Origin of the sequence: Tistlia consotensis USBA 355 (genome assembly GCF_900177295.1) — a bacterium.
Classification (GTDB): domain Bacteria; phylum Pseudomonadota; class Alphaproteobacteria; order Kiloniellales; family DSM-21159; genus Tistlia; species Tistlia consotensis.
This window is the reverse complement of record NZ_FWZX01000002.1, coordinates 393,393-408,116: the sequence shown is the minus strand read 5'-3', so window position 1 is coordinate 408,116 and position 14,724 is coordinate 393,393. Positions and strand designations below refer to the sequence as shown.

Here is a 14,724-nt window from a genome sequence, read left to right as displayed (position 1 = left end):
GAGCGCTACCAGCCCAGCCGGCGGGCCTTGCCCGAGCGCCTGCCGGCGATCGAGTACGAGCCCGAGGACGTCGTGCGCTGGGTCGACCAGAACGGCTGGATCAGCTACCGCGGGCGGCGCCGCAAGATCGGCAAGGCCTTCCGTGGCACCCCGGTCGCCCTGCGCCCCACCCAGATCGACGGACGCCTCGACATCTTCTTCTGCCATCAGAAGCTGGCGTCCCTCGACCTCACCGAGCAGACTGAGCTCAAACCCGTCCACAATGTCCCCGAACGGGTGTCCACTATGTCCCCGGTCTGAACAGCTTGTCGAAGGGCGAAGCGAAACGGCCTGGACGGTGCCCGAACGGCTTTACCCTTCGACAAGCTCAGGATGAAGCCGTTTGGGGGGCGCTCCGCCGGTCAGTACTGCGCTGCTCGTTTGCGGAGCGGCCTGCCGCTGCCCCCGCCGCTACGCCTGGTAGATCGCGTAGAGCTTGCGGACCCGGCCGATCGAGCGCCAGCGGCCCTTGAAGCCGGCCGGGATGACGAAGGCCTCGCCCCGCCGGAAGTGCTCGGCGCTGCCGTCCTCGGCGGTCAGCACGACCTCGCCCTCGAGCAGGTGGCAGAACTCGTGCTCGCTGTAGTCGACCCGCCACTCGCCCGGCTCCGAGGACCAGAAGCCGCAGAAGAAGCGGCCATCGGCATCCTCGTAGTGGTTCTCGGTCGTCTGGCTCGGGCTGCCCTCGAGCAGCTTCGCGGGATCGACCGGCGCGGTCTCGGCGGCGACGGCGCCCGGGGTCATCCTGAGAATGCGCGCAATCATCGTCCCTACTCCGCCGCCCGCATGGCCTCGGCGGCGTCCTCGGGCGCCTCGTCGGGCTCGGCGATCGGCTCGCGCATGGTGACGAACTCCTCGGCGGCCGTCGGATGGATGCCGATCGTGCGGTCGAAGTCGGCCTTGGTGGCGCCGGCCTTGATGGCGATCGCCAGGCCCTGGACGATCTCGGCGGCATCCAGGCCGACCATGTGGGCGCCGACGACCTTCTGGCTGTCGCGCTCGACGACCAGCTTCATCAGGGTCTTCTCGTCGCGGCCCGAGAGCGTGTGCTTCATCGGCTTGAAGGTCGAGCGGTAGATCTCCACGGCGCCGCAGCGCATGCGCGCCGCCTCCTCGGTCAGGCCGACCGAGGCCATCGGCGGCTGGCTGAAGACCGCGCTCGGCACGTCGTGGTAGTCGACCGTGGTCGGCTGGTCGTTGAACAGCGTCCTGGCGACGGCCATGCCCTCGGCGAGGGCTACCGGGGTCAGCTGGATGCGGTCGGTGACGTCGCCAATCGCCAGGATCGAGGGCACCGAGGAGCGGTAGTGCGGGTCGACCTTGATCGCGCCGTTCGCGGCCAGCTCGACGCCGGCCTTCTCGAGCCCCAGGTTCGCCGTGTTGGGCTGGCGGCCGATGGCGTAGAGCACCTGGTCGACCTCCAGCACCTCGCCGCCGCTCAGGGTCGCGGCCAGGCCGTTCGAGGTCTTCTCGATCGACTCGATGATCTCGTTGAAGACCAGGCGCACGCCCTTCTTCGGCATCTCCTCGGCCAGGAAGGCGCGCACGTCGGCGTCGAAGCCGCGCAGGAACAGCGGGCCGCGGTAGATCTGGGTGACCCGGCTGCCGAGCCCGGCGAAGACGCCGGCGAACTCGACGGCGATGTAGCCGCCGCCCGCGATCAGGATCCGCTCGGGCAGCCGGTCGAGATGGAAGACGTCGTCGGAGACGATGCCCAGCTCCTGGCCCGGCTCGCGCGGCCGCACCGGCCGGCCGCCGGTCGCGACCAGGATGTGCGCCGCCGTCACCCTGCGGCCGCCGACCTCGACGCCGTGCGGATCGACGATGGTCGCGCGCGCCTCGAAGACCGCGACCCCGGCGCCGTCGAGCAGCCGCTTGTAGATGCCGTTGAGCCGCGCGATCTCGCGGTCCTTGTTGGCGATCAGGGTCGCCCAGTCGAAGGACCGCTCGCCGACCGTCCAGCCGTAGCCCGCCGCGTCCTCGAAGTCCTCCGAGAAGTGGCTGGCGTAGACCATCAGCTTCTTCGGCACGCAGCCGATGTTGACGCAGGTGCCGCCGAAGAAGCGCTCCTCGGCGATCGCCACCCTGGCGCCGAAGCCGGCCGCGAAGCGCGCCGCGCGCACGCCGCCGGAGCCGGCGCCGATGATGAAGAGGTCGTAGTCGTACTGGCTCATCCGAAATCCCCTCCTTCCCGGCCATATGGCGAGGGAGCGCGGGACTTTAACCCGCGAGCCGCGGAAAGGCAGCCGTGACCGTGCGGAGGGAGTGGAGGCATGGCGCGCTGTCCCAAAGTGACGCGCGGTGGCACATGCGTGCTCGCAACCGTCCTGACGTCCACCTCTCCGCCCTTGGGGGCGGAGAGGCCGGGAGAGGTGGGGGACAGCGAGCCTGTGCGGCAGCGCTGCAACCTGCGTCGACTCTGCACCCCACCTCTCCCCGGCCCTCCCCGCCCCAGAGGGGCAGGGAGGGAGGTCCTCACCTGCAAGCCCGTGCCCGAATCAAAGGCTGAGCAGCGTCTGGTGGATTACCGTCAGCGAGCGCCTTCGCCCGCATCCAGCTCTGCCACTGCCTTCAGGAGACGAACGGCATTGCGCGGACCATGCAAGAGGTAGTGCGTCTCTTCGCAGGAGGCGAAGCGCTCGACCGACGAGAGGACGCCGACAGATCGGCTGCACCCCCGCGTGACGGCCAGCGAAGTGTCGCGGCCCCGCCACCGGCCCAGCATCACACCCAGGCTTCGGCGCAGTCGGCTGAAGGAGACGGTTCGCATTCAGCCATCGAATGCTATTGCCGAGGGGCAGACAAGCCGCTTTCCGGCCCCTACTCGGCCTCGGCGATCCTCACCATCGCCTTGCCGTCGTTCTCGCCCTTGAGCACGCGCAGCAGGTGGGCCGGCGCGGCCTCGATGCCCTCGGCGACGTCGTGGCGGGTATGGATCCGGCCTTCGCGGTGCCAGATCGCCAGCTGCTTCGCCGCCGCGTCGAACTGCGCCTTCCAGTCGAAGGCCAGGAAGCCGGTCACGGTCGCCCGGTTGACCAGGATCGCGCGGTTGTAGCGCGGCCCCTGCGGCACCGGGTGCGAGGGGATCGCCATGGTGCCGACGATGGCGATGCGCGCGCCCTGCCGGAGCCGGGTCATGACGGCGTCGGAGACCGGCCCCGAGGTGTTGTCGTAGTAGACGTCGACGCCCTCCGGCGCCGCTGCCTTCAGCGCCGCCTCCAGGTCGCCCGCCGTCTTGTAGTCGATGGCGGCGTCGTAGCCGAACTCGTCGAGGCACTGGCGCACCTTCCCGGCGCTGCCGGTGAAGCCGACGGTGCGGCAGCCGAGGATCTTGGCGACCTGCCCGGCGACCGAACCGACCGCGCCGGCGGCGGTCGAGACGGCGACGGTCTCGCCGGCTTTCGGCCTGCCGATCTCGGTCAGCGCCAGGTAGGCGGTGAGACCGGTCAGCCCGAGCAGGTGCAGGTTGAGCTCCAGCGGCCCGTCGGCCGCATGGCAGCGGCGGTCGATGTCGCGGCCGTCGCTGACGTGCCAGTCCTGCCAGCCGAAGCGGCCGTAGACCAGGCTGCCGGCCGGCCAGTGCGAATCGTCGCTCTCGACGATCTGGCCGAGCGCGAAGCTGCGCATCACCCCGCCGAGCGGCACCGGCTCCGAGTAGTTGGCGCCGGCCGCGATCCAGCCGCGCTGCGCCGGCTCGCAGGAGAGGTAGAGGTTGCGGATCAGGAGCTGGCCCGGCCCGGGCCGCGGCTTCTCCGCGACCTCGAGCCGGAAGCAGTCCAGCGTGACCCCGTGCCGCCCCGGCCGCTCGGCCAGGACGATCTGGCGGTTGACGTCGCCCATCGAGCGCCCGTTCCTGGTCCGGGGCCGGGCGGCGTCAGACGCCGCCCATGCAGAGGTACTTGATCTCCAGGAAGTCCTCGATGCCGTACTTGGAGCCCTCGCGGCCAAGGCCCGACTCCTTGACGCCGCCGAAGGGCGCCACCTCGGTCGAGATGATGCCGGTGTTGATGCCGACGATGCCGCTCTCCAGGCCCTCGGAGACGCGCCACACCCGGCTCATGTCGCGGGCGTAGAAGTAGCTCGCCAGGCCGAACTCGGTGTCGTTGGCCATGGCGATGCCCTCCTCGTCGCTGCCGAAGCGGAACAGCGGGGCGACCGGGCCGAAGGTCTCCTCCTTGGTGACCTTCATCTCGGTGGTGACGCCGGTCAGCACGGTCGGCTCGAAGAAGCTGCCGCCGAGCGCATGGCGCTTGCCGCCGACGACGACCGTCGCACCCTTGGCGACCGCGTCGGCGATGTGCTCCTCGACCTTCTCGATCGCCGCCATGTCGATCAGCGGGCCCTGGACGACGCCCTCGTCCAGGCCGTTGCCGACCTTGAGCTGCTTCACCTTCTCGGCCAGCTTCTGGGCGAAGGCCTCGTAGACGCCGTCCTGGACCAGCAGGCGGTTGGCGCAGACGCAGGTCTGGCCGGCGTTGCGGTACTTCGAGGCCATCGCGCCTTCGACCGCGGCGTCGAGGTCGGCGTCGTCGAAGACCAGGAAGGGCGCGTTGCCGCCCAGCTCCATCGACAGCTTCTTGACCGTCTCGGCCGACTGCTTGATCAGCACCTTGCCGACCTCGGTCGAGCCGGTGAAGGAGATCTTGCGGACGATCGGGTTGCCGGTCAGCTCGCCGCCGATCGCCGAGGAAGAGCCGGTCACGACGTTGAAGACGCCCTTGGGGATGCCGGCCCGCTCGGCCAGCTCGCAGAGCGCCAGCGCCGAATAGGGCGTCGCCGTCGCCGGCTTGATCACGATCGTGCAGCCGGCGGCCAGCGCCGGGCCGGCCTTGCGGGTGATCATGGCGTTCGGGAAGTTCCAGGGCGTGATCGCGCCGACCACGCCGACCGGCTGCTTCAGCACGACGATGCGCTTGTCGCGCTGGTGGCCCGGGATGACGTCGCCGTAGACGCGCTTGGCCTCCTCGGCGAACCACTCGACGAAGGAGGCGCCGTAGGCGATCTCGCCCTTGGCCTCGGGCAGCGGCTTGCCCTGCTCCAGGGTCATCAGCAGCCCGAGGTCGTCCTGGTTCGCCATCATCAGCTCGAACCACCTGCGCAGGATGTTCGAGCGCTCCTTGCCGGTCAGCGACCGCCAGGCCGGCCAGGCCGCGTTCGCCGCCTCGATGGCGCGCCGGGTCTCGTCGGCGCCCATCTTCGGCACGCTGCCGAGGGTCTCGCCGGTCGCCGGGTTGGTGACCTCGAGGGTGGCGCCGCTGTCGGCGTCGAGCCACTGGCCGTCGATGTAGCACTGCTGCCGGAACAGCTTGCCGTCCTTGAGCTTCGGCGAGCCGTCCTGCGCGACCATAGCCTGTACGCTCATTGCCGCTCTCCTCCCATGTCGGAAACTCTGGTGTCGGCGAGAGATATATGCCCCCGCCGCGGGCGGCGAAACCCCCTGCGGTAACCCGATAGGGCGGGCGCGACGTCCGGCCGCCCGGCGGCCGCCAGGAAGTCCGGCGCGTCAGTCCCCGGCGGTGTGGGCGGCATCCGGCACGACCACGGCGAAGCGGTCGGCCAGCGCCGCCAGCTCGGCGCGGTGCAGCTCCGCCGCGGTCACGACGCCGCCGGCACCGTCGGGCAGGTCGCGGGTTGCGCAGGCGGCCGCGACGACGGTCGAGGCGTAGCCCAGGTCCAGCGCGGCGCGCACCGTCGAGGAGACGCACATGTGGGTCATGAAGCCGCCGACGATCAGGTTCTTGCGGCCGAGCCCCTCCAGCGCATCGGCCAGGCCGGTGGCGGCGAAGGCGTTGGGCAGCCGCTTGAGGATCCGCTGCTCGCCGGCCGCCGCCGCGACCGGGTCCGACAGGGCGAAGGCCTCGCTGCCGGGGTCGAAGGCGCCGCCGGCCCGCCCCTCGTGCTGCACATGGATGACCGGCGTTCCCTGCATGCGTGCCCGCTCGAGCAGGCGCGCCGCCTCGGCCAGCGCCGGCTCGACGCCGGGCAGCGGCAACTTTCCGTTTCGATACTCGTTCTGCATGTCGATGAGCAGCAGGACGCTGCTCTTCCAGGCGTGCGGCCGCGGATCGGCGCCGGCCATGGCCAGTAGGGTCTTCGGTACGCTCAACGGGCAATCCTCCGGGTTCTCGTTGCCCGCAAAGCTAGTCGCGGGGCGCTTGGCGCACCAGCGACTTGGAGGCAATAATCCTGTGATCGTCAACGTTTAGGAGCCCAGACCCTTGCCAGACGCGACATCCCGTTGAAAGATTAGAAGAGCTAAAAACAAACCGAGTCGTTCGCGCCTCCGTGTTTGCCAGGGCGGTAACGGGGTCCGGACGTAAGTCGGAGGAGCCTGTCATGCTGCTGCACTCTCTTTTCGCGCATATGATCAGGACCGGCTCGCTGAGCGTGATCGACGCACGCGGCCAGCGACGGGACTACGGCGACGGCGCAGAGCCGCGGGCGGTCGTCAAGCTGCACCGCACCGACCTGGAATGGAAGCTGGCGGTCAACCCGGCGGTCCGGCTCGGCGAGGCCTACATGGACGGTCTGCTGACCATCGAGGAGGGCGACCTCTACAGCCTGCTCGATGTCATGGCGCACAATTACCACCGGCTCGAGGAGCACTGGCTGGTCAAGGCCGGCAACTGGCTGCTGCGCCAGGGCCGCAGGGTCAAGCAGTACAACCCGATCGGCCGCGCCCAGAAGAACGTCGCGCACCACTACGACCTGTCGGGCCGGCTCTACGACCTGTTCCTCGACCCGGACCGGCAGTATTCCTGCGCCTACTTCGCGACGCCGGACACCGACCTGGAGAGCGCCCAGCTGGCCAAGAAGCGCCATCTGGCGGCGAAGCTGCGGCTGGCCGAGCCGGGCCTGACGGCGCTCGACATCGGCTCGGGCTGGGGCGGCATGGCGCTCTACCTGGCCCAGGTCGCCGACGCCGACGTGACCGGCGTCACCCTGTCGGTCGAGCAGTACAAGCTGAGCCAGGCGCGCGCCGCCGAGGCGCAGCTGCAGGACCACTGCCGCTTCGAGCTGGTCGACTACCGGCAGAAGAACGGCCCCTTCGACCGCATCGTCTCGGTCGGCATGTTCGAGCACGTCGGCAAGGCCAACTACGACGAGTACTTCGGCAAGGTCCGCAAGCTGCTCGCCGAGGACGGCGTGGCGGTGATCCACTCGATCGGCCGCTTCGACGAGCCCTCGCCGATCAACCCCTTCATCCGCAAGTACATCTTCCCCGGCGCCGACGTGCCGGCCCTGTCCGAGGTCATGACCTCGGTCGAGAAATCGGGCCTGCTGGTCACCGACATCGAGATCCTGCGGCTGCACTACGCCGAGACCCTCAAGAACTGGAACGCCCGCTTCCAGGCCAACCGCAAGGCGATCGCGGAGCTCTACGACGAGCGCTTCTGCCGGATGTGGGAGATGTACCTGGTCGGCTGCGAGCTCGGCTTCCGCCGCCAGGGCCTGATGGTCTTCCAGATCCAGCTGACCCGACGCCTCGACGCCATCCCGCTGACCCGCGACTACATGGTCGAGGAGGAGAAGCGGCTGGCCGAGCTGGAGCAGGAGCGCTTCTCGGTACCCTACCTCGACTCGCGCCACGCCACGGCGGCGGAGTAGCCGGCCTTCGGCTCCGCCCTCAGCGCCTGGCGCCGTCGCGCAGGGCGGCGCCCAGCGAGGCGGCCATCTCGAAGAAGGCCTCGTGGGTGCGCAGCCCGCGATGGTCGGCCAGGCAGAACACGTCCTCGCTGTAGCTGTCGGGCAGCTCGCGCACCGCGACCCGGCGCACGCCGTCGAGCCGGGTCGAGGCGGCGTCGAACATGAAGCCGATGCCCAGCCCCTGGGCGACCGCCTCGTAGATCGCCTCCCGGGTCTCCAGCAGCAGGATCGGCGCGACCGTCAGGCCCAGCTCGGCCAGGCGGCGCTCCAGGGTCTTCTGGGTCAGCGACTGGCCGGTGCGGAAGACCACCGGCTCGCGCTCCAGGTCGCGCAGCGACAGCTGCCGGGCCGCGGCGAGGCGGTGCCCCTCCGGCACCAGGGCGACGATCCGCTGCCGCAGGTAGCTCAGCGCGGCGATGCTCCGCTCCTTCGGCGCCTCGGTCAGGATGCCGATGTCGGCCTCGCGGGTGCGGATCGCCGCGACGACCTCGTCCCAGGCGCCGAAGGTCGTGGTCACGCGCACGCCCGGGTAGCGCCGGCCGAACTCAGCCACGAGACGCATGGTCGGCGCCGGCGCGCCGGCCGCGACACGGATCTCGCCGGCCGCCAGCGCGAAGGAGGCCGAGAGGATCTCGGCTGCCCGGTCCTCCACCTCCCGGATCGCGTCGGTCTGCTCGAACAGCCGCTGGCCCAGCGCGGTCAACTGCACGCCCTGGCCGGTGCGCTCGAACAGGCGCACCCGGAAGGCTTCCTCCAGGCTGCGGATCTGCGCCGTCACCGCCGGCTGGGTGACGCCGAGGGCCGCCGCCGCCCGCGAGAAGCTGCGTTCGCGGGCGACCGCGTTGAAGGCGCGCAGCTGGGCATAGCTCGGTCTCGCCACGACAATTCCCCTGCCCACCCCATAAGCGCAGCTTATAACGCGTCATATTGCAGAAAAGCGATCTAGCTAGACTTCGCACCGCAGCATGAGGCGCAGCGGGAGGCGAGGGTGGCCGGCATCGAACTGGAGGGAATCCGCAAGTCGTTCGGTCCGACGGCGGTGCTGAAGGGCGTCTCCCTGGCCATCGCCGACGGCGAGTTCCTCTCGCTCGTCGGGCCGTCGGGCTGCGGCAAGTCGACCCTGCTGCGGATCATCGCCGGCCTGGAGGTCCAGGACGCCGGCCGGATCCGCATCGGCAGCCGCGCCGTCGAGGGCATCGCGGCCAGCGCCCGCAACCTGGCGATGGTCTTCCAGTCCTACGCGCTCTATCCGCACCTGACGGTCGCCGAGAACATCGCCGTGCCGCTGCGCATGCGCCGGCTCAGCGGCCTGCAGCGCCTGCCGTTGGTCGGCGGCCTGCTGCCCGGCAGCCGGCGCGAGCGCGCGGCGATCGACGCGGCCGTGCGCAGCGCCGCCGAGATCCTGGACATCGGCCACCTGCTGCAGCGCAAGCCCGCCCAGCTGTCGGGCGGCCAGCGCCAGCGGGTCGCGGTCGGGCGGGCGCTGGTGCGCGAGCCCGAGGCCTTCCTGCTCGACGAGCCGCTTTCGAACCTCGACGCCAAGCTCCGCGTCCACATGCGCAGCGAGATCGCCGGTCTGCACAGGCGCCTGGCCACGACCTTCGTCTACGTGACCCACGACCAGGCCGAGGCCATGACCATGTCGGACCGCATCGCCGTCATGCTGGACGGCGAGCTGCTGCAGGTCGCGACCCCGCACGAGGTCTACCACCGGCCGGCCGACCGGCGGGTCGCCGAGTTCATCGGCTCGCCGAAGATCAACCTGCTGCCGGCGGCGATCGGCGGCGACGGCGCGGTCACGCTGCTCGGCCTGCCGACCGGCCGGGTCGCGCTCGAGGGCCAGGGCCAGGCGGCGCTCGCCGGTCTCCGGCCCGAGGCGCTGCACGAGACGCGCGGCCGCGGCCTCGCCGGACGCGTCGTGCACCTGGAGAACCTCGGCTCCGAGATCTTCCTGCACGTCGCGGTCGAGGGCCTCGAGGCGCCGCTCGTCGTCCGCCGGGAGCCGGAGCCGGACGGCAGCCACGCCGCGCCGCGCCTCGCCGACGGCCCGGTCACCCTGGACTTCGACGCCCGCCGCCTCGTGCTGTTCGACCGCCAGGGCCGCGCCCTGCCGCTGCGTGCGGCGCCCCGGCAGGACGCGCGGCCGCGCGCGGAAGCCGCCCATGGCTGAGGCATCGCTCGCGGCGCGGAGCGGGGCACGGGCCGAGGCGCCTCGCGCCCTGGCCGCGGCCCTGCGCCGGCGGCAGGCGCTGGCCGCCTGGTCGCTGACCGGCCCCGCGCTGCTGCTGATGGCGCTGCTGCTGATCGGGCCGGTCGCGGCCGTCGCGCTGCTGTCGCTGACCGACTACCAGCTCGGCGCCCGCAGCCTCGCCTTCGTCGGGCTCGACAACTATGCCGACCTGGCCGGCGACCGGGTGTTCTGGACCTCGCTGACCAACACGCTGCTCTACGTCGCGCTGGTCGTCCCCGGCGCGGTCGGCCTCGGCCTCGGCGTCGCCCTGCTGATCGAGGCCGGCGGCAGCCTGAAGAGCCTCTACCGCGCGGTCTTCTTCGTGCCGGTCATGGCCACGCTGATCGCCATGGCGATCTCCTGGGAATTCATGCTGCAGCCCTCTTTCGGCCTGGTGAACCTCTGCCTGCGGGCGCTCGGCCTGCCCGGCCACAACTGGCTGCAGGAGCCCGACCTGGCGCTGCCGGTGCTCGCGGTCATCGGCATCTGGCAGCTGTTCGGCTTCAACATGGTGCTGTTCCTGGCCGGGCTGGTCTCGATCCCGCGGCAGCTCTACGAGGCCGCGGCGATGGACGGCGCCCGCTCGGCCTGGTCGCGCTTCCGCCTGGTCACCCTGCCGATGCTCGGCCCGGTGCTGCTCTTCGTCCTGGTGATCAGCGCGATCCGCTCCTTCCAGGTCTTCGACACGGTGCAGGTGCTGACCAAGGGCGGGCCGGCCAAGGCGACGGAGGTGCTGCTCTACTCGATGTACGCCGAGGGCTTCGAGTTCTTCCGCTCCGGCTACGCCTCGGCGATCACCGTCGTGTTCCTGGTCTTCGTGCTGATCCTGACCCTGGTCAAGGCGCGCATCCTCGAGCGCCGGGTGCACTACGGATGAGCGCCGGCCGGCCCCTGTCGCGGCGCGGCGCGGTCCTGCGCCATCTGGCCCTGGCGCCGATCGCGCTCTTCGCGCTGGCGCCCTTCCTCTGGATGCTGCTGACCTCGATCAAGCCGCCGGAGGAGATCTTCCTCGACACGATCCGGCTCTGGCCGCAGCACTTCTACGGCCTGGAGAACTACGCCGCCGCCTTCACCAAGGCGCCGCTCGGCCGCTTCCTGCTCAACGGCGCGGTCGTCACGGCCTCGATCTTCCTGCTGCAGGCCGCGGTCGCCCTGCCGGCCGCCTACGCGCTGGCCAAGCTGCGCTTCCGGGGCCGCGAGACGGTCTTCGCCCTGGTGCTGCTGTGCCTGCTGATCCCGCCGCAGGCCGTCGCCGTGCCGCTGTTCCTGCTGTTCTTCCAGCTCGGCATCCTGAACAGCTACGCGGCCCTGATCGTGCCCTTCACGATCTCGGTCTTCGGCATCTTCCTGATGCGCCAGTTCTTCCGGACCGTGCCCGACGACCTGGTCGACGCGGCGCGCATAGACGGCATCTCGGAGTTCGGCATCGTCTGGCGGGTCATGCTGCCGACCGCGCTGCCGGCGCTGACCGCCTTCGGCATCTTCTCGGTGGTCGCGCACTGGAACGACTATTTCTGGCCGCTGATCGCGGTCAACGCCGAGCACCTCTACACGCCACCCCTGGGCGTGGTGGCGTTCCGCAACGAAGAGGCGGGAACCAGCTACGGGCCGCTGATGGCGGCGGCGGCGATCATCATCCTGCCGCTCGTCCTGCTCTTCCTCTTCGCCCAGCGCCGGTTCATCGAGGGGATCACCTTCACTGGCATGAAGTGATCCCCTCGCGACCGGCGGCCCACCCCTGACCCAAGGAGGCAAATCGATGAGGACAGGGATGCTACTGGCGGCTGCGGCCGCCCTGTTGGTTAGCACCGCCGCGGCGCGTGCCCAAACCGAAATCGTGATCCAGTACCCCTACGGCGAGCTGTTCAACAGGACCCACGCCGAGATCCGCGAGGCCTTCGAGAAGACCGAGGCCGGCAAGGACATCAAGGTCACCTTCCGGCCGGCCTACGAGTCCTACGAGGACGGCACCCAGAAGGTGCTGCGCGAGGCGATCACCGGCCAGACCCCGGACATCACCTTCCAGGGCCTGAACCGCCTGCGCATCCTGGTCGACCGGGACATCGCCGTGCCGCTGAAGGGCTTCATCGAGCAGGAGAAGGACTTCGAGGCCGCGGGCTTTCACCAGGCGATGTTCGACATCGGCACCATGAAGGGCGACGTCTACGGCATCCCCTTCGCGATCTCCCTGCCGATCGCCTACTACAACCTCGACCTGGTGAAGCGCGCCGGCGGCGATCCCGCGCACCTGCCGACGACCTGGGACGAGGTCTTCGCCCTCTCGGCCAAGATCGACGCCCTCGGCGACGACATCAACGGCATGAGCTACGCCTGGAACATCACCGGCAACTGGCTGTTCCAGGCGCCGGTGTTCAGCCAGGGCGGCACCATGATGAACGCCGACGAGACCAGGGTCGCCTTCGACGGTCCCGAGGGCCGGTGGGCGATCACTCAGATCGCGCGGATGGTCACCGAGGGCAAGATGCCGGACTACCGCGAGGCCGACCTGCGCGCGACCTTCGCCGCGGGCAAGACCGGCATCCACTTCACCTCGACCTCGGACCTGGCCAAGGTCACCGACATGATCGGCGGCAAGTTCGCGCTCAAGACCGCCGCCTTCCCGGACGTCAAGCCCGGCGTCGGCCGCCTGCCGGCCGGCGGCAACCTGGCCATCGTGCTGACCAAGGACCCGGCCAAGCAGAAGGCGGCCTGGGAGGTCGTCAAGTTCTGGACCGGCGCCGAGGGCGCGGCGGTCGTCGCGCGCACGACCGGCTACATGCCGCCGAACAAGAAGGCCAACGAGGTCTATCTCAAGGACTTCTACCAGAGCCACCCGAACAACTACGTCGCGGTCAGCCAGCTGCCGCTGCTGACCAAGTGGTACGCCTTCCCGGGCGAGAACGGCCTGAAGATCACCGACGTGATCAAGGACCACCTGCAGTCGATCGTGAACGGCAGCCGTGCGAACGAGCCGCTGGAGGTGCTGAAGGAGATGTCGGCCGACGTCGAGAAGCTGCTGCCCCGCGGCTCCTGACGGCCGGGCGAGCCCGAGCGTTTCGGCCGGGGACGAAGCGTCCCCGGCCGTTTCGCTGTAGTCTCGGCCTGCTCGACGACGGGAGGACGCCGATGACCGTGACCTGCTGCATCCGCTACCAGCTCGATCCCTTCAAGAAGGAGCTCTTCGAGCGCTACGCCGAGGCCTGGGGGACGATCATCCCGCGCTGCGGCGGCCGCCTGCACGGCTACTTCCTGCCCCACGAGGGCACGAACGACGTCGCCACGGCCCTGATCTCCTTCGACTCCCTGGCCGCCTACGAGGCCTACCGGGCGCGGCTCCGGGAAGACCCGGAGGGCATGGCCAACTTCCGCTTCGCCGAGGCCGAGCGCCTGATCCTGCGCGAGGAGCGCAGCTTCCTGCGCGCCGTCGAGCCGACCCTGGAGCGCCCCGCGGAGCCGCGGCCGTGATCGCCGTGATCTTCGAGGTCCGGCCCAAGGCCGAGGGCCGCGCCGCGTACCTGGACATCGCCGCCGCGCTCAGGCCCGAGCTGGAGCGGATGGACGGCTTCCTGTCGATCGAGCGCTTCGAGAGCCTGACCGAGCCGGGCAAGATCCTGTCGCTGTCGTTCTGGCGCGACGAGGCGGCCGTCGAGGCCTGGCGCCGGCTCGAGCGGCACCGCGCCGCCCAGGCCGAGGGCCGCGGCCGCCTGTTCGCCGACTACCGCCTGAGAGTCGCCGCCGTGCTGCGCGACTACGGCATGGCCGAGCGCGAAGAGGCGCCGGCCGACAGCCGCGAACGGCACGGCGGCTGAGCCGGCTCAGAAGCGCAGGCTGAGGCCGGCGTCGAGGCGCAGCGACTGGAACGCGGCGCCGCTGGGATTCCCCGGGATGTATTCGCTGGCGCCGGTCGTGGTGTCCTCGGCGGTGTAGGGGCCCCTCATCAGGAAGTTCCGCTGGTAGTCGGCGTTGAGGAACAGCGAGACCGCCGAGGCGAGCGGATAGTCCAGCCGCGCCTGGACCCCGAGATAGGGCGCCTCGCCCAGGTCGAGCTCGAAGTGGAGGTCGCGGCGCCAGTGGTCGTCCGTGGCGCTGCCGGCGAAGGTCAGGCCGCCGACGAGGCTGGCGGAGAAGGTCGCCCGGCCGATCCGCGCCGAGCCGCTGGGCCCGAGGTAGAAGGCCGGCAGCATCTGGTGGAAGGTGATGCCCTTCTCGGGCGAGAAGCTGCCCGTCAGATCCCGGAATCCGCCGTCGCTGCTGTAGACGTAGTTGCCGCCGTAGGCGGTCCACTTGACGTCGGTGTAGCGGAAGCCGGCCCGCAGCCCGAAGGTTCCCTCGTCCCGCCGCAGCAGGTCGTAGCGGGCGCCGAGATCGAGCGCGACGTAGCGCTCGAGATCGGTATCGGGATGTTGCGAGCGGTGCGTCCAGTCCCGGCCGGGATCGAACCAGTCGTAGTCCTCCATGTAGCCCGTGTGGTCGAGCGCGACGCTCAGCGAGCCCAGCACCGCCCAGTGTCCCTCGCCCTGCCACCCGGCCTCGAAGGTCGCGACCGGCACCGGGTCCGACTTCCAGATCAGATGGCTGGCGTAGGAGCCGTCGTCCTCGAAGAGGTACTGGTCCGCCTGCAGCAGGGCGACGCCGATGCTGCCCGACAGCGTGAAGCGCGAGCCGGCCTCCCCTGTCGCCGGCTCGCTCGCCCAGGCGGACGAGCAGACGGTGCCGCCGACCAGCAGCGCAACGAGCAATGCCCGGGCCATGTCGTCCCCCTCCCCTCCCTGACGATGCCCGCGACCAGACTAGGCGGTCTGCGGCTC

At 70.3% G+C, this 14,724-nt stretch carries 14 protein-coding genes and 1 pseudogene; 8 read left to right on the top strand and 7 right to left on the bottom strand.

Features of this window, described 5'->3' with window-relative positions; all coding sequences use genetic code 11:
* A pseudogene (locus B9O00_RS33000) lies at nt 1–300 on the top strand (IS481 family transposase); the annotation flags it as partial.
* Between the two features lie 150 nt (nt 301–450).
* Here B9O00_RS33000 and B9O00_RS05440 read toward each other — a convergent pair.
* The 5 genes from B9O00_RS05440 to B9O00_RS05415 form a co-directional block, all read right to left on the bottom strand.
* Nucleotides 451–804, bottom strand: coding sequence for a cupin domain-containing protein (locus tag B9O00_RS05440; protein WP_085121429.1), 354 nt, complete (start codon nt 802–804; stop codon nt 451–453).
* 5 nt (nt 805–809) lie between these two features.
* Complete coding sequence (gene gor, locus B9O00_RS05435) at nt 810–2,213, bottom strand: glutathione-disulfide reductase (protein WP_085121428.1); 1,404 nt, start codon at nt 2,211–2,213, stop codon at nt 810–812.
* 646 nt (nt 2,214–2,859) lie between these two features.
* The gene (locus B9O00_RS05425; RefSeq protein ID WP_085121426.1) at nt 2,860–3,879 is read right to left on the bottom strand and encodes an NADP-dependent oxidoreductase; all 1,020 of its coding nucleotides are present in this window, start codon (nt 3,877–3,879) and stop codon (nt 2,860–2,862) included.
* A 34-nt stretch (nt 3,880–3,913) separates the two neighbouring features.
* On the bottom strand, nt 3,914–5,401 hold the full coding sequence (gene gabD / locus B9O00_RS05420) for an NADP-dependent succinate-semialdehyde dehydrogenase (RefSeq protein WP_244906035.1): 1,488 nt from the start codon (nt 5,399–5,401) through the stop codon (nt 3,914–3,916).
* A 141-nt stretch (nt 5,402–5,542) separates the two neighbouring features.
* Nucleotides 5,543–6,145 carry a cysteine hydrolase family protein gene (locus tag B9O00_RS05415; protein ID WP_085121424.1) on the bottom strand — a complete coding sequence of 201 codons (603 nt, stop codon included), beginning with the start codon at nt 6,143–6,145 and terminating at the stop codon, nt 5,543–5,545.
* A 230-nt stretch (nt 6,146–6,375) separates the two neighbouring features.
* Here B9O00_RS05415 and B9O00_RS05410 point away from each other — a divergent pair, with 230 nt between their 5' ends.
* Nucleotides 6,376–7,647 carry an SAM-dependent methyltransferase gene (locus B9O00_RS05410; RefSeq protein WP_085121423.1) on the top strand — a complete coding sequence of 424 codons (1,272 nt, stop codon included), beginning with the start codon at nt 6,376–6,378 and terminating at the stop codon, nt 7,645–7,647.
* A 19-nt stretch (nt 7,648–7,666) separates the two neighbouring features.
* Here the strand turns inward: B9O00_RS05410 and B9O00_RS05405 are convergent, their stop codons facing one another.
* Nucleotides 7,667–8,566: a LysR substrate-binding domain-containing protein gene (locus B9O00_RS05405; RefSeq protein WP_085121422.1), complete on the bottom strand. Its 900-nt coding sequence runs from the start codon at nt 8,564–8,566 to the stop codon at nt 7,667–7,669.
* A 108-nt stretch (nt 8,567–8,674) separates the two neighbouring features.
* Between B9O00_RS05405 and B9O00_RS05400 the strand changes: the two genes are divergently transcribed.
* The 6 genes from B9O00_RS05400 (at nt 8,675) to B9O00_RS05375 (ending at nt 13,725) form a co-directional block, all read left to right on the top strand.
* Entirely contained in the window at nt 8,675–9,856 is a 1,182-nt protein-coding gene (locus B9O00_RS05400; protein WP_085121421.1) for an ABC transporter ATP-binding protein, read from the top strand.
* Entirely contained in the window at nt 9,849–10,793 is a 945-nt protein-coding gene (locus tag B9O00_RS05395; protein WP_085121420.1) for a carbohydrate ABC transporter permease, read from the top strand. Before B9O00_RS05400 ends, B9O00_RS05395 begins: the two co-directional genes overlap by 8 nt.
* Nucleotides 10,790–11,629: a carbohydrate ABC transporter permease gene (locus B9O00_RS05390; protein ID WP_085121419.1), complete on the top strand. Its 840-nt coding sequence runs from the start codon at nt 10,790–10,792 to the stop codon at nt 11,627–11,629. The genes B9O00_RS05395 and B9O00_RS05390 overlap by 4 nt, the downstream gene beginning before the upstream one ends.
* Nucleotides 11,630–11,675: 46 nt before the next feature.
* Entirely contained in the window at nt 11,676–12,950 is a 1,275-nt protein-coding gene (locus tag B9O00_RS05385) for an ABC transporter substrate-binding protein (protein ID WP_085121418.1), read from the top strand.
* A gap of 92 nt (nt 12,951–13,042) precedes the next feature.
* The gene (locus B9O00_RS05380; RefSeq protein ID WP_085121417.1) at nt 13,043–13,381 is read left to right on the top strand and encodes an NIPSNAP family protein; all 339 of its coding nucleotides are present in this window, start codon (nt 13,043–13,045) and stop codon (nt 13,379–13,381) included.
* A complete protein-coding gene (locus B9O00_RS05375; protein WP_085121416.1) occupies nt 13,378–13,725 on the top strand; it encodes an antibiotic biosynthesis monooxygenase family protein in 348 nt (115 codons plus the stop codon). Before B9O00_RS05380 ends, B9O00_RS05375 begins: the two co-directional genes overlap by 4 nt.
* Nucleotides 13,726–13,731: 6 nt before the next feature.
* Here B9O00_RS05375 and B9O00_RS05370 read toward each other — a convergent pair whose 3' ends face one another.
* On the bottom strand, nt 13,732–14,667 hold the full coding sequence (locus B9O00_RS05370) for an omptin family outer membrane protease (RefSeq protein ID WP_085121415.1): 936 nt from the start codon (nt 14,665–14,667) through the stop codon (nt 13,732–13,734).
* Between the last annotated feature and the right edge of the window lie 57 nt (nt 14,668–14,724).

Coding starts and splice junctions, on each gene's coding strand:
- B9O00_RS05440 (WP_085121429.1), bottom strand. CDS start 804: ATGATTGCGCGCATTCTCAGGATGACCCCGGGCGCCGTCGCCGCCGAG.
- gor (WP_085121428.1), bottom strand. CDS start 2,213: ATGAGCCAGTACGACTACGACCTCTTCATCATCGGCGCCGGCTCCGGC.
- B9O00_RS05425 (WP_085121426.1), bottom strand. CDS start 3,879: ATGGGCGACGTCAACCGCCAGATCGTCCTGGCCGAGCGGCCGGGGCGG.
- gabD (WP_244906035.1), bottom strand. CDS start 5,401: ATGAGCGTACAGGCTATGGTCGCGCAGGACGGCTCGCCGAAGCTCAAG.
- B9O00_RS05410 (WP_085121423.1), top strand. CDS start 6,376: ATGCTGCTGCACTCTCTTTTCGCGCATATGATCAGGACCGGCTCGCTG.
- B9O00_RS05395 (WP_085121420.1), top strand. CDS start 9,849: ATGGCTGAGGCATCGCTCGCGGCGCGGAGCGGGGCACGGGCCGAGGCG.
- B9O00_RS05390 (WP_085121419.1), top strand. CDS start 10,790: ATGAGCGCCGGCCGGCCCCTGTCGCGGCGCGGCGCGGTCCTGCGCCAT.
- B9O00_RS05385 (WP_085121418.1), top strand. CDS start 11,676: ATGAGGACAGGGATGCTACTGGCGGCTGCGGCCGCCCTGTTGGTTAGC.
- B9O00_RS05380 (WP_085121417.1), top strand. CDS start 13,043: ATGACCGTGACCTGCTGCATCCGCTACCAGCTCGATCCCTTCAAGAAG.
- B9O00_RS05370 (WP_085121415.1), bottom strand. CDS start 14,667: ATGGCCCGGGCATTGCTCGTTGCGCTGCTGGTCGGCGGCACCGTCTGC.